The 15,083-nt window shown below is 36.4% G+C and carries 13 protein-coding genes and 1 pseudogene; 2 read left to right on the top strand and 12 right to left on the bottom strand.

Features of this window, described 5'->3' with window-relative positions; translation table 11 throughout:
• Positions 1–121 precede the first annotated feature (121 nt).
• The 11 genes and pseudogenes from CSE16_RS08705 to CSE16_RS08655 all read right to left on the bottom strand — a co-directional run bounded on the left by CSE16_RS08705 (position 122) and on the right by CSE16_RS08655 (position 11,285).
• Positions 122–976 carry a MurR/RpiR family transcriptional regulator gene (locus tag CSE16_RS08705; protein ID WP_099423543.1) on the bottom strand — a complete coding sequence of 285 codons (855 nt, stop codon included), beginning with the start codon at positions 974–976 and terminating at the stop codon, positions 122–124.
• A 17-nt stretch (positions 977–993) separates the two neighbouring features.
• A complete protein-coding gene (locus tag CSE16_RS08700; RefSeq protein ID WP_099423542.1) occupies positions 994–1,872 on the bottom strand; it encodes an ROK family protein in 879 nt (292 codons plus the stop codon).
• A 47-nt stretch (positions 1,873–1,919) separates the two neighbouring features.
• Positions 1,920–2,615, bottom strand: a complete 696-nt coding sequence (locus CSE16_RS08695) for an N-acetylmannosamine-6-phosphate 2-epimerase (RefSeq protein ID WP_099423541.1) — start codon at positions 2,613–2,615, stop codon at positions 1,920–1,922.
• 26 nt (positions 2,616–2,641) lie between these two features.
• Positions 2,642–2,746 (bottom strand): annotated as a pseudogene (locus CSE16_RS21805) (carbohydrate ABC transporter permease); the annotation flags it as partial.
• 288 nt (positions 2,747–3,034) lie between these two features.
• Positions 3,035–3,742 (bottom strand): alpha/beta hydrolase-fold protein, encoded by a 708-nt coding sequence (locus CSE16_RS08685; protein WP_099423539.1) that lies wholly within the window; start codon positions 3,740–3,742, stop codon positions 3,035–3,037.
• Between the two features lie 55 nt (positions 3,743–3,797).
• Positions 3,798–4,976 carry an alpha amylase family protein gene (locus CSE16_RS08680; protein ID WP_099423538.1) on the bottom strand — a complete coding sequence of 393 codons (1,179 nt, stop codon included), beginning with the start codon at positions 4,974–4,976 and terminating at the stop codon, positions 3,798–3,800.
• 16 nt (positions 4,977–4,992) lie between these two features.
• A complete protein-coding gene (locus tag CSE16_RS08675; RefSeq protein ID WP_099423537.1) occupies positions 4,993–6,570 on the bottom strand; it encodes an FAD-dependent oxidoreductase in 1,578 nt (525 codons plus the stop codon).
• Positions 6,571–6,586: 16 nt separating this feature from the next.
• On the bottom strand, positions 6,587–8,131 hold the full coding sequence (locus CSE16_RS08670) for a DUF4127 family protein (RefSeq protein WP_099423536.1): 1,545 nt from the start codon (positions 8,129–8,131) through the stop codon (positions 6,587–6,589).
• Positions 8,132–8,176: 45 nt separating this feature from the next.
• Positions 8,177–9,010: a carbohydrate ABC transporter permease gene (locus CSE16_RS08665; RefSeq protein ID WP_253896208.1), complete on the bottom strand. Its 834-nt coding sequence runs from the start codon at positions 9,008–9,010 to the stop codon at positions 8,177–8,179.
• 11 nt (positions 9,011–9,021) lie between these two features.
• The gene (locus CSE16_RS08660) at positions 9,022–9,921 is read right to left on the bottom strand and encodes a carbohydrate ABC transporter permease (protein ID WP_253896207.1); all 900 of its coding nucleotides are present in this window, start codon (positions 9,919–9,921) and stop codon (positions 9,022–9,024) included.
• Between the two features lie 56 nt (positions 9,922–9,977).
• Positions 9,978–11,285: an ABC transporter substrate-binding protein gene (locus tag CSE16_RS08655; RefSeq protein WP_099423534.1), complete on the bottom strand. Its 1,308-nt coding sequence runs from the start codon at positions 11,283–11,285 to the stop codon at positions 9,978–9,980.
• A 419-nt stretch (positions 11,286–11,704) separates the two neighbouring features.
• Here CSE16_RS08655 and CSE16_RS08650 point away from each other — a divergent pair, with 419 nt between their 5' ends.
• Positions 11,705–12,604, top strand: a complete 900-nt coding sequence (locus CSE16_RS08650; protein ID WP_099423533.1) for a PucR family transcriptional regulator — start codon at positions 11,705–11,707, stop codon at positions 12,602–12,604.
• Between the two features lie 200 nt (positions 12,605–12,804).
• Positions 12,805–13,914, top strand: a complete 1,110-nt coding sequence (locus tag CSE16_RS08645; protein WP_099423532.1) for an ABC transporter ATP-binding protein — start codon at positions 12,805–12,807, stop codon at positions 13,912–13,914.
• 98 nt (positions 13,915–14,012) lie between these two features.
• Here the strand turns inward: CSE16_RS08645 and CSE16_RS08640 are convergent, their stop codons facing one another.
• Positions 14,013–14,891, bottom strand: a complete 879-nt coding sequence (locus tag CSE16_RS08640; RefSeq protein ID WP_099423531.1) for a LysR family transcriptional regulator — start codon at positions 14,889–14,891, stop codon at positions 14,013–14,015.
• Between the last annotated feature and the right edge of the window lie 192 nt (positions 14,892–15,083).

Here is a 15,083-nt window from a genome sequence, read left to right as displayed (position 1 = left end):
ATTAACTTGATTCAGTAGAAGCGGGGGGACTTCTACTAAATCAAGTTAAAACTATTACGAGTAGCCAATATGGAAGTGACTTCTCGTAACAGCTTAAATAACTAACTTCATGCATCTCTACTTACAGCATCTTTTCAATAACAGCCTTTGCCGTTCGCTCTTTGTTCGGTACCGCTTCCGTATTCGTTCGTTTAAAATATTCAAAGTAGAGAAGATCTAAAAGATACAGTTGCGCGATTTTTGCAGATAAACTCCCCCCTTGAAGTGGGCCTTCATTCGCACCGCAAAGCAAAGTAATGTCCGAGAAGCTCGTCAAAGGGGATTTTGCGAATCTTGTAATGGAAATAATTTTTGCGCTGCGTTCTTTTGCTACTTTTGCCACTTCGATCGTATCTTTTGTTGAACCTGAATAGGAAATGAGGATCGCTACATCTTTTTCTGTCATTAAGGCAGCGGACATTACTTGAAGATGTGAATCGATCGAGCATTCCGTTTTATTCGTAACCCTCATAAACTTGTTTTTCGCTTCCATTGCGGTCATTAAGGAGGAACCTACCCCAAAAAAGTGAATTCTTTCCGCTTGTACCATACTTTCAACGGCATCGGAAATATCAATTTCTGACATTAAATTATACGTCTCTGTTAGTGCATTGACATTTGAGGATAATGCTTTAGATGCTAACTCTCCAATCGTGTCTTGCATAGTAATAATGCTGGATAGTTGTGGGGTTTCGTCATCAAGGGAAATGCTATGTGCTAAAACAATTTTAAATTCTTGGTATCCTTTCAAATCCATCGTTTTGCAAAATCTAAAAACACTGGATTCCCCTACATTGCATGCGTCTGCTAAATCCGTTATGGACATGTAAATAACGTCTTTCATATTTTCAAGAATATAGTCAGCCACTTTTTTCTCTGTGTTCGTGAATGAATTATACCTTGAATGAATGAGTGAAAAAATATCTTGGTTTGCCATGTGGAACTCCTTTATTTTCAATTTTGATGTAGTGACACTGCACCAAGAAGTCCAGCCTTATTGCCAAGGGAGGCTTTCATAATTTTCACATCTGAAAAGCACTCCATCGTCAACTCTCGAACTTTACTTGATACCATATTGACAACACTTTCCTGCTCCATTACGCCGCCACCGATAATAATTGCTGGTGGGTTAAAAATGTGAATAAGGGATGTGAGGCCTAATGCTACTTCTTCAACCCAATCATGAAGAACTTTTGCGAGGCTCTTATCTCCCTCAGCTAATCGATCAAAAAATAGGCGACCATTTATTACGTCAGGATGTATTTCCTGTGCTTTTTTAATTAAAGCGGTTGTCGAGGCGTATGTTTCATAGCAACCTGCCTTGCTACAGTTACACTTATTTCCAAAAGGGTGGGTAATGATATGCCCAAATACTGCTGCTAAACCGGTATACCCTTTATATAATTTCGAATTCAGTACAATGGCACCACCAATACCTGTACCATATGTTAAACATAAAAAATCATTAAACTCCTTGGCAACCCCAAAGTGCTGTTCGCCTAAAGCGGCTGCATATACATCATTTTCAACTTTAACGGGAACTTTAAAGTGATTTTCAAAAATTTTCTTTAATTGTGTGCCGGTATAGTTAGGAATATTGTCGTTCGCATAAATGATCGAACCTTCTATACTATTAACCTGCCCAGCAGTGCTAATGCCAATCGCATCAAAGTCCTCGTATTCACTTATTATCTTAATTAGTTTTTCAACTAAATATTTTCCACCTTTTTCACTTTCCGTGTCGAACGCTTGCAATAATTCAATCTTACCCTCTTTATTTGAGATGCCAACTTTTATAGATGTTCCGCCAATATCGGCTGCCAATATTTTCATTTTCGTCATCCTCTACATCTATCTTTTCTAGCAGAATAATACCTTCTTTATTCATCTTTTATGGCAGAAATAAATCTTTTGGTAATTTCCATAGGTCTCGTAATCGCTGTGCCAACGACAGCTGTATGAACGCCTACTTCGAAAACGCGCTTCAGTTGCTCCGGCGTCCAAATTCCCCCTTCCGCAATGACAGGGATCGGGAAATCCTGTACTAATTTTTCCATTAACGGTAGATTGGGTAATTGCTGCCCCATTGTATATTCCGTATAACCGCTTAATGTTGTACCTAAGCAATCAAACCCTAATTCATAAGCCTCTTTCGCTTCTTCATAGGTCGAACAATCCGCCATAAAAATTTGCTCTTTATACGTTTCCCTAATTTCAGGGAATACTTCACTGATTGTCTTTCCGTCAGGTCGAATCCTTTTCGTTGCATCGAGTGCAATAATATCTACACCTTCCACGTAAAGAAGTTCAATTTCTTTATTTGTCGGTGTTATAAATACATCCGACCCTTCATACACCTGCTTAATAATGCCAATAATCGGCAGTTCAACAACCTTTTTCATTTCTTTAATATCTTCCACACTATTAGCTCGAATCCCCTTTGCCCCTCCAAGCATTGCAGCGTAAGCCATTTTACTCATAATAAAAGGGCTATGAAGGGGTTCTTCTGGAAGCGCCTGACATGAAACGATTAATTGTCCATGAATACGATTAAAAATTCCTTGTTTTTTATTCATTTACATACATCTCCACGTAAAAAATATTACTTATCCGATCCAAGCGTAATTCCTTTTGTAAAATACCTCTGGAAGAAAATAAAGATTAATAACATCGGAATAGCTGCTACAGTCGCTCCGGCCATTTTAAAAAGAGGCCGGGAGTAAAGCAGGTGCTTTACTACCGGCCTTCCGATGAAAATAAAAAGACTGTTATTTTATTCAATATATAGAGTTGTCTTAATTTGTTGAGGTTGAGGTTGAGGTTTCCGATTGCCAAATTGACCTTCATCTAATGTTCCTCGTAATTATTATGGCTAGACAAACAACTACTGTATTTTGCATAATTAAAATACACATTTTTAACAATTGGAAAATTGAAATTCCGAAATCAGTGCTGAGGAGCACAATTTCCGGTAAAAACAGCTCCACACAGAAGCCTACATTACAAAAAATCTTAATGCATTTAATAAATCACTTTCCCAAACACGCCAGAGATGTTCATCTTGCGTTTCTTTATAGTTCACATTTGCACTGTGTAAAAGAAAGCTTTTATACAATTGACGGTTTCTCGTCAAAATATATAATTTTTCGTTTGACATGGGGGTTATAAATTCGTCCTCGTATATACCAACAGTTTGATATACATGCCACCCCGAAAGATTAATGTTCCCTATTCGCCCTATATCCTCTATTGACACAGCAGCAGATTGTAGCATTAAATGCGTCCATCGATCCGGGTTTTCCAATGCGATATTTAAACTAATATTACCTGCTAACGAATCTCCTAATAGCCCTCTTTTTAAAATCACTTCAACCTTTAAACTTTTCTCGAAAGTGGAGATAAATTCGTCGTTCATAAAGCGAATATATTGCGAAAAAAGCGCACCCTTGCTACTAAATGATGCCCATCTTTCAAACGAATCTCCAGGATGAATGCACACAAACACAAGGTGCTGCGCTAATTCAGGATTGTCATGTACTAAATGAAGCATGGCTTGTTCTAAATTTCCCAATTCCAAATAGTCAAATCCGTCCTGAACATATATTATATACGCATTTTTTATATCATTACACATAGTGAGAACTGTATAATTTATCGTTTTATTTAAATGAAGACTATTGAACACACGATGACCTTTATTCAATGCATTTAGCTCCTTCTAGCAGCGTGGCAATATACGTATTCATTTTCTGAGTGCTTTATTTTATGAACCTTTCAAATTCGCCCCACCATTGATAATCCTCTAAATATATCGTGTCAAATAACATAACCCCATTTGTTTGTTCTTTACATAACTTTACAGCCTTCAAAAATTGCTCGACATTATCTTGATAATCTTTCAAATACAAACTAGCGATAACAGGTATTTGCCCGTTAATCACTTCTTTGCTCATTTCAATTGCACCTTCAACGCTGTACCAATTAGCTGGTCTTTGATTGTTTTTAGCCTCTTCAATCGTGACTTCTGGGTAATAGCAGCCTGTCATGATAAAATCAAATTCCTCTGCATACGCTACTGTGCAGTATGTATCTGAAACCCATTCGAAAGATGGCTGATACGTTTTGCTACCCCAGTTGACACCTTCATTGTAATAAAGTGGGTACCACGAACCAACATATACAGTAAAAATCAAATCTGTATTTTTTGTTTTCACTACATTTCTTGCTTTTTTAACGAAATTCTTAATATTATTTGCTCGGAACTCTGCCCATTTCGGGAACAGCTTACCAAAAACAGGTTTTTTTTGCTCAACCGTCATAATATCCGTCGGCCAATTTTCTATTTTTTGTTCAATATAAGCTTCAAATTTTTCTTTACTTAAACGACTAAAATCTCCATAAATATTCGGATAACGGCATCTATCTAATACGACACCATCGATTTCGTAATGATTAATAATTTCTTGAATAATAGTTAATTCATAAGCCTCCACTTCTGGGTGAATTGGATTGACGAAAATGGTCGGATCATTATGATTTTCCATAGCTGTTGGCATATTAAAAAATGTCTCATCATAGTGAGTAACCCTCCACTCCGGTCTGCTATATACCATCCCTTCTTTATCTATGCCATTGCCTTCTGAAAACACATCAACATTTGCAATAACCTTCAAACCAGACCCTTTAGCATGTTCAATCATCTCTTGAAGAAAATCTCGGCCTTCCCATCTCCTATATTGTTCATCTTTCATTTCGCTTACATGATAGGCAAATTGACTTGGATATGTTGTAAATCCATATGGAATTTTCGCATCAACTACTAAATGCGTTATTTTACAATTTTGGGCATGTTCGATTAACTCTTTCATTTTATTAGCATCTAGTAATCTAGTAGCATTCGCTAAAAAATCTACCCATAAAATATTTGATTGTTCCATTTAGTTCTTCCCCTCCTTATAAGTCAATATCCTCTGGCCAATGAAGCTGAACGCCATTAGCGAGAAGTAACGTTTGGTACTCTTTCAAATACTTTTGCTCTTGTCTTACCTGATGAGGAGTAACCTGATTCAACATAGAAAATGCCACTAAATATCCTGCTGATTCACCAATATTCCACTCTGTTGGATGTAGCCTATAGCAGCCATTTGTAATTTGTGTTGTGCCAATATTTTTACAAGCTGGAATTACATTTTTTACGCGGATAGGCAGTAAGGCACCTAACGGGATTTCATAAGGATAGTTTGGTATATAAAAGCTTCGGTTCGTTACCGTCGTATGATGTAGATCTAAATGATAGCTACCAACACCGACACTATCGAAATAGGTGAAAATGCCTTTTTCACCCCTTATTTCCTTACTAACTTCTTGCTCTGTTATTGTATGCATAGCTTTAATTCTTCTCGATTCTCGAATATATGGATACTTTGCTAGCCCATCCTCTGTACCCATAACATCCTTTCGAAGCCTTAAACTTGGAAAACCTTTTCCCCCATCTAATCTTGGCGCCTCTGTTTGAAGCCAGTATAAGAGGGATAAGCTTTGTTGTTTAGCATTTTTTAAGTTCTTCTCAATTTCCTCATTAGAAACTCCAATAATTGGCCCTAGAAAATAATCATTTTGCGCCCAATTTATTAGTGATATATCACCCTCATATAGCGCTCCATCAATATTTTTAGTATCCAGTATTCTCCGATATGTAAACAAAGAGGGTATCTGTTGTTCATTGGGGAATAATGTGAATTCCTTTAATTTTGTCGTATCATTTGCATCTACTGCATACCAGCTAAATAAAGGAAGGTACGAGAACTTTGGCATATAGTTACGCCAAAAATCATATTGCTCTGGCTTTTCAATAACAAAATTTCCACCTTCTATATAATCAACAGCATAAACATAAGTAAAGGACTGCATATCTTTCGGATTTGATTCTTCTAAAGCATGAGGTTCCCCAGTAATTGATCTAGATTCAGCACCTGTTACATATTCAACCCCTGCAATTGGTAGGACATCACCACATTCAGTTGCATCCAAAAAATAGTGCCCACTCAATTCAATTTTTGCCAACTCATTGACATGTACAACTGTGATGGACTGTACCGTATCTCCGTCCTTTGTTGCGTCTATCGGTTTATAGTTATATAAAATTTTTATTTTTCCACTATTTACAAAGGGTGCCAGCATATCGGAAATTACATTTAGCGCAACTTTAGGCTCATGTGCTAGCCTACTCACCCAACCATTTCCAGGATTCAATAAATCGTTTTCTTTTGCTTCCTTTGTAAGTGGATAGTTGTCACGATAATATTGGCGCACCCGATTCCTAAATTCCCGGTATGTACTTGTACAGCCAAAGCTTTCAATCCATCGATGTTCATCTGGTGGTACTCCTTGACTTGTAAGCTGTCCACCTAACCAATCTGTTTCCTCCGTCATAATGACCTTATAGCCCATTTTGGCAACAGCTAATGCTGCCATGCAACCGCCTAGGCCTCCACCTATGACAATAACATCCGAAGTTTTTTGTTTAATCATATAGAAGCACCCCCTTTTATTCAGTAGCTTTCTCATTCCCTGCCCTTTTGAAATATTCAACCGTCAAGCCAACTTCAAACATCCGGCTCCATGGCATCGTACATTCCTTGATTTGTATGCTGTTTTCATCATCGTTAATATGCTCCTGTATAAATGAAGTTAGTTGTGATTGCACAATGTTAGCAACGACCCCTTTTTTGCCATCCACGCGGAAGTAATTGTAACCTAGCTCCCGTAATTTATTATTCGTTACATCATTTCTTACATAGCTACAATATCCAGCATCTTCTACATAGCGCAATGCTAAAAAATTGCGATGGCCTTGTGATTCGCCAAAAATATTGTAGAACATCCCCTGCGCTATGCATGTTCCTAATGAATTTGAACTTGTATTCCAACCTGCATATCCAGCCAATGAGAAAAGAACTTTTTTGTTTTTCATTAATTTTACAAGTTCTAAATCTGAACCATTCGCGAAAGCTACATCCGCTACAATACAAGGGATAGCTCGTTTCTTCACCGTGAATTCGAGTTGTTCAACAAAATCAATAAGATTTCGATTCACTTGATAAGTTGTACTCAGGTCCCCTTGACAGGCAGCCTCTAACATTGGCTCTACAGGTGCATTTACAAATAAAACAAGATTCGCTTCTTGCATATTTGTAGTCATCAGTCCCCCCGCGGCTATTATTTGATATTTAAGTGTCTCAAATAATGGCCTGTCTTCGTATAGTGGCGTAACGGCTGGTCCTTGAATACTTGAAAATACCGGATAAATCAACGGTCTCTTGTCTTTAGAAGCATTCAACATTCTTGCGAGTAAAGTGCAACCAACTTCATCTGCACCTGGATACATATAGACATCTAGTTCTAAATTATGAGTTGCAATAGCTCCTCTAACTGCCTGTTGGTCCATAGCAGTCCAACCATAGGGAGCCGAATCATCTTGCGGGATAATAAGGAAATCAATAATTCCATTGCTTACATATTCTAGTACAAGTTGATTGACACCAACATTAATCTTTCTTCTCGCTAAATAATCCTCAATATGCTCTTTAGGCAATAGACCATTTAATGCTTCACATTCCTTTTTTTCCTCCAATGATGCGAGGTTAGCAGATATTAAATGTGAAAGTTCGCCATATCTAAAGATTTCTTTTCCCCAGTACTCATAGTAATCGGGTTCTTCGTCATTACTAGAATACTGAGGACATCTCATAATTAAATTAAAAGCATATATTTTTACTTTTGGGTTACACGCCTTGATTCTCGTGAGCCTGTTTAGTATTTTTTCGCAAGTCTCTAACGACAGTTGATGCAGTCTTGAAGGGATAATCCCGCCAAATAATAATGTATCTATTGAAAGAATAAGACCATCTGCATCCATTGACTCCTTATATAACCAATCCCACAGTTGTTCTGTGTCCCCTGGTTTCTTTTTTTCCCCCATTAAATTTAAACTAGGGCGGACAAGATTTACTTCGGTTTGATCGGTTAAAAGGTTTGGAAAAGAATAATTACATGGTCGGTCATCTAATGGAACATAAACAATTTTTTGCATGTATACACCCCCTCGTAATCGACGTTTTTAAAATTAGCAGATCAGCTACCCTTTTATAGCACCTGAAATGCCTTCCATAAAGTATTTTTGAGTTAATAAAAATACGATAATAATCGGAAGAACAGAGATAACCGTTCCTGCTGCTATCCATCCAAAGTTATAAGAAAACTGTCCATTTAGGGTACTTAAAGCAGAAGCTAATGGATACTTGTCTGTATTTAATACGATAATTGGCCATAAAAAGCTGTTCCAACTTGCCATAAATTCGAATAGAGCAACAACAGCAATCGCTGGTTTTATCATCGGCATCATTAGTTGCCACCAAATACGAAATTCAGAGGCACCATCCATCTTTCCTGAGTCCCTAATGTCGCTAGGAATACCCATAAATGCCTGCCTAAAAAGAAATACATTAAACACTGTTACTAAGCTTGGAAGTACTACGCCAGTAAATGTATTGATTAAACCGAGCTTATTTATTGTTAAATAATTGACAACTAGACCCGCAGCGGCAGGTATAATCATCGTAGCAATCATCGCCACAAAAATAATATTCTTACCTTTAAACTTAAAAATAGCTAATGGATATGCGGTTAAACTACATAATAAAATACTGAATATCACACCAAAAAATGTGATAATGACTGTATTCCAGATGTATTTAAGAAAATCCATATACCGCCAAACGTCTACATAATTTTTAAAGTCAATAAATGTAGGAAATATAGCAGGTGGAAAGGAAAATACATTTTTCCCTGGCATTAACGAAACACTTATTAACCAAAGGAATGGTCCCATCATAAAAAGCGCAAATAGTGTTAACGGTACATAAATAAGGAACTTCTTTTGAATGGTTTTTAGTAATTTTCTTTTTTTCATCGCTTTATCCATTAATATGGATTTACACCACCCTTCTTATTAAATAGGAAGATGAAAATACTAAAGAACATAATAATAAAACTAATAATTATGCCTAATGCGGATGAATAGCCAAATTCAAATACTTCGAAACCCTGTTGGTAAATATATAGGCTACTCGTTAACGTTTCATTCCCGGGCCCTCCAGATGTTAAGACAAATACTTCATCAAACACACGTATCGCTGCCATAAGGGAAATCAATGTGCAGAAAAACACATATGGTTTTAATAAAGGAATGGTGATTTTTCTAATGACTTGGAAGTTGCTTGCCCCATCAATCTTCGCTGCCTCAATGCAGTCTGACGGAATTGCCTGCAAGCCTGCAAGATAAATCATCATGTAATAGCCCAACCCTTTCCATAGGGTAATAAACATTACTGCCCAAAGTGCAGTGTCTTTATCAGATAACCAATTGATTTTTTCATTTATAATGCCAATCGAAAGGAGTGTATAGTTCAAAACCCCATTTGAACTCATTAACCATCCCCAAATAATCGAAACCGCAACCATCGAAGTAACGACGGGAATATAAAAGGCAGCTCGGAAAAATTTAATCCCCGCGATTTTTCGATTGACTAATATTGCCATAAGTATTGATAAAATTTGAATAAAAGGAACAATAATCATGTATAACAGCGAATTTTTAATAGATGCAATAAAATTGACATCAGAAAATGCCCGTTTAAAGTTTTCAAAGCCTACAAAACTTGTTTCACCGATCACCGAATAATTTGTAAAGGCTAGAGGGACACTATAAATAATGGGCCAAAAGGTAAATAGAGCGAGCAATATTAATCCCGGACCCATAAATAACCATGCTGTTTGGACCTCTGAAAATCTACTTAATTTTGCAACTCTTTTCTGTTTCAAAGGGCTCCACTCCTATCGAAAATGGGTAGAAATGCATCTACCCATTCATTTTTTCTTTAGCGGCTTAAGATATCGTTAATTTCTTTTTCAGCTGCATCCAATTCAGTATTAAGATCTTGATCATTAATATAGATATTTTGCAGGCGCTTATTAAAGGCTTTATTTACATCATTCGCATTTTCAATACCTAGGTAAAAGTCTGACGCTTTATCTAAGCTTTCAACAGATGCTGTTAATGCTTGCCCCTCTAATGTCCCATCATTTTTATAGAAGAATTCATCCTTCGCAGCTGCTTTCGTTGAAGGCAGTGTATTTGCTGCTTTAGAGAAAGCCAATTGATTTGCATCGTTTGTTACATAGTGTGCAAATGCAGTGGCTGCTTCAACATTATCAGAAGCATTTGGTACAACTAGATTCATAGAGTTCGTAAAACGAATACCTGCTTTTCCAAGAGGTGCTGGCACGGCAATCGTTTTCTTGTATACATCTGGTGAAGCCGTTTTTAATTGATTAATAAATGATGAACTCGAGATCATCATCGCTACTTGCTCACTACCAAATTGTTGAACTTGTTGGGCGAATGCAGGAATACCCTTAGGAATAACCCCAGCTTTAATTAGCTCTATATTGCTTTGGATATACGCTTTTACTTCATCATTATTAAATGCAGCTTTTCCTCCTTCAGCCACTTTGAATCCTTCTTCAAGAATAGAGCGCGTTTCCATCGTGAAAACATAACCGAAAGAACCCGTTTTTTCTTGAATTTGTTTACCCCAGTTAGCCAAATCTGCTTTTGTTTGTGGAGGAGCTTTTATATCTAGTCCAGCTTTTTCTACTAAGTCTGTGTTGATATAAAGCACTGGAATTCCTGTATACCAAGGCAATGCATATGCACCATTATCAACTACTGTAGAATTGTAGATTCCGTCAAAATAGATACTTCGCTGTTCTTCTGTTAATTGTTTATTAAAGTCTGTTAATGCACCTTTTGAAGCCATTTGACTTGCAAATTCAGTATTTAAATTAACAACATCCGGTGCTTGCTTACTCGCAATGCTTGTTAATAATTTATTTTGGATTGCGTCATACGGGAAGTCTTTCCATTCAATTTTTACACCTGGATTCTCTTTCTCATAATTAGCTATTAATTCATTAAAGTAATCATTAAATGTTGGTTGAAGAGAAATAGTCCAAAACTCGACAGACGTGTTTTCCACCTTGTCTTTCGGAAGATTAACTTCCTTTCCGGATTCTTTCGGAGGATCAACTTCCTTTCCGGATTCTTCTGCATTACACGCTGCTAAGGTACCTAAAATAAGAATAAACATCATTGCTACAAATAGTAATTTTTTTAGTCCACTCATAACTTTCTCACCCCATTATTTTTATGCATTTCTACTAATCCCCCTATCTCCCTATATTTTTTTAAACACCACTTTAAAGCGCTTACAAGTAAGTGTTACTGTTAAATTATACCTTATTTAGGATGTTCAATCCACTATTTATTTTGAAGATATAGAAAATTCAAACTATTCTACCGACATGAACGATCCTTTTTCTATACAACCTCTTTCAAACGTGAAGAAAAGGCGATATAAACTTTAAATACCATTGAAGGTAAACTACACTTTAGCATATGTAAATAATTTTCTAAATATTTTTAATTTTAGAAAATTATTTACAAAATAGACGCTAACACCCCTTTCCATTGACAAAGTTATCCTTTTCAAGCAAATTAATAACAAGTAATGAGAATTATTTTCTAGTAGAAGGAGCAGTGCATATGATTGAAAAACTAGCGAACCATTTCCAAATGGCTTTTACTTCCGAATTCACAATTAAAGACACAAACAACTATTGGTTCCAAACAGAAGACGGGCAAATTTTTGGCCTATTAAAAACAGCTCTTTCAGAAGTGGAACTAAACCTATTGCGATCATTATTTCTTCCAATTGAGGACACGGAAACGAATTCAAAAAAAAATGTTGTTCATATCAAATGGCAACAATTTTTATTTGGTGATTCAAACGACTTCCCTTTTTCGGAAGATGTTGAATCCATTCGTTTTTTTTATTTTCGTTTAAAACAACCAATCATTGACCCGATTAACTTTGAAGAAGCCATTAAAGGGGCTTTCCAGCAACCGATCGTTATATGGATTAACAATATGTACGGAATTATTATTGAAGAAAAACCACTAAGTATTTTTGATAAGGAGGATTTTATCCAGTTAAGCGACACATTAACAAGTGACTTTCTTGTTGTTATTTATAGTTTTATCGGACAATTACATAAGGCGGATTTGTTTTTAAAAGAGAAATTTAGAATGGAAAAACAATGCTTTCAAGAACTACTTACTTATATTGAACAAGAAAAAACGGTCCTATTTTATGAAGCTTTTCCTATCATTCTCGTTACATCGGCACATTTAATCGAGAAAAAACTACTCTCCAACTATTTAATTGAAAGTCTTGAGGATGGGGAATTGCTTCATACGTTAAAAGTGTTTTTACAATATAATTTGAATGCTTCTCTAGCCGCTAAAAGATTACATATTCATCGGAATAGCCTGCAATACCGATTCGATAAATTAACTAATAAAACGGGCATTGACTGTCGAGATTTCTCAAATGCAGTATTTCTAGCGCTTGCGATTCCATTAATCACTAAGAGAACTGATTAAGAATGTCGTAATTCAGAGTGCTTCTTCTTTTATAGGGATGTTTAACGCGTTGTCAGCTACGAAAAATGAATGATGAACCAATTTTGTACACATTGCCCTATAAATAGTCCGAAAATTTTGTGCAATGTGAATATTTACATTTCACACCCCTTTCCTCTACACTATGTAAAACGCTTTCATTTTTAAGGGGGATATTGACAATGGCTGAATTAAAATTAGAAAACATTTACAAGATTTATGATAAAGATGTAGCAGCGGTTAAAGATTTTAACCTTGATATCAAAGATAAAGAGTTTATTGTTTTCGTTGGTCCTTCGGGGTGTGGAAAATCAACAACATTGCGTATGGTGGCTGGTTTAGAAGAAATTTCAAAAGGTGAATTGCTAATCGATGGAAAACGAATGAATGATGTAGCGCCTAAAGACCGCGATATCGCGATGGTATTCCAAAACTATGCACTCTATCCGCACATGAGTGTGTACGATAATATGGCATTTGGTCTGAAGTTACGAAAGCTACCAAAAGAAGAAATTGATCGTCGTGTAAAGGAAGCTGCCAAAATTTTGGATCTTGAGCAATATTTAAATCGTAAACCGAAAGCCTTATCTGGTGGTCAGCGTCAGCGTGTTGCATTAGGTCGTGCAATCGTTCGAGATGCAAGAGTTTTCTTAATGGATGAGCCATTATCAAATTTAGATGCAAAGCTTCGTGTACATATGCGTGCTGAAATCACTAAGCTTCATCAGCGATTACAAACAACGACGATTTATGTAACACATGACCAAACGGAAGCAATGACAATGGCAACTAGACTTGTTGTTATGAAGGACGGTATTATTCAACAAGTTGGGACACCTAAAGATGTGTACGAGCGACCAAAAAATGTTTTTGTCGGCGGTTTTATTGGTTCGCCTGCAATGAACTTCTTCTCGGGTAAACTATTAGATGGAAAAATGACCATTGGCAATGTTTCACTTTCCATCCCAGAAGAAAAAATGAACTATTTACGTAAGCAAGGTTATGTAAACAAAGAAATTACGATGGGTGTTCGCCCGGAAGATTTCCATACTGAACTTGCATCCATTGAAGCTTCACCAGGTTCTAAAATTGAGGTGAAAATCGAGGTAGCGGAATTACTCGGTGCCGAAACAATTCTTTACTCTCAAATTGAGGGACAACCATTTATCTCTCGTGTCGATGCTTACACGGACGTTAAACCAGGCGAAGTACTTACAATGGCATTAAATATGAACAAAGCCCATTTCTTTGATAAAGAAACGGAAAATCGTATTCACCCAGATCAAGACTAAGAAAGCTAAAGCAAGTAGAATATTATAGCTAGATCCCCTTCTCAATATGAGCGAAGGGGATTTTTTAGGCTGAAAACCTGTACCCATTTTCCATCTACTCAATGCATTTTTTTAATGAGCTCGAATAACTTTATGATACTTTCTGGAAATGTACGATCCTTCATTGTGCATAAGTATACATTTCGATTTAGAAACTCACTTTGTACTCGGTGTGTCATTAAGCATTCTGGCAACGGCTGTGCCACATAATGATGAGGTAAAATCGCTATTCCTAGCCCTTCTTCTACCAATAATTTGATCATCTCAAATCGCTCTATTTTATATTGAATATGCGGTGTTATCTCTTCCTGTTCAAAAGCTTTTAATATTTGTCCACTCGTTTGAAATTCAGGCATACCGATAATTAACGTTTCTTCCGCAAAATCTGAAAGCTTTATTAGTTCCTGAGATGCAAATGGATGATCTATTTTTGTTAAGATTACGTACGGTTCGTTATACAATAATTCACTTTTAATTTCATGATCTACAATTTGTTGGTTCGTAATGACGCCATGGACATTTAAACGTAATAACGCTTCACGCACAGTTTGGTTATAGAGTGTATCTATTAGTGTAATTTTATTGTATGGGAATTGTTGTTGATAGGCAATAATTACTTGCGAAAACCAGTAATTCGCGGATTCGATCATACCTAATCGAATTTCGATATGCTCCCCCTCTGCAAACTCCTTTAATTCGGTTTCCATTACTTCAAATTGAGCAATTAAACGGTTGGAACGCTCATAAAATTGTTCCCCTAATTCTGTTAATTGAAATTGTTTTGTCGTTCGTTCAATAAGCAAGGCACCGATTTCCCGTTCGAGTGTTTTGATTGCATTACTTAATGAAGGCTGTGAAATATGCAAGGCATTAGCAGCCCTTGAAAAGCTTTGATATTTTACAATCGCAACAAAATAATACATCTTCCTTAAGTCCATTTTACCACCTCATTTATAGCTTAATGCTATTATAAGATAAAAAATTAATATTTGTTAATATAAATACTTAGAAATATAATAGTAGTATAACATTAAACTTGTTTTAGCATTCATTCAGTTGGGGGGTTAAACCCTGACTGAATAGGGGAACTCAGGCTAAGAACGCATCGTCGTGCGGCAATGCCTAAATGA

The organism is Solibacillus sp. R5-41, from assembly GCF_002736105.1.
In the GTDB taxonomy this organism is placed as follows: Bacteria; Bacillota; Bacilli; order Bacillales_A; family Planococcaceae; genus Solibacillus.
The sequence above is the reverse complement of the archived record's forward strand: the minus strand, read 5'-3'. Positions and strand labels throughout refer to the sequence as shown.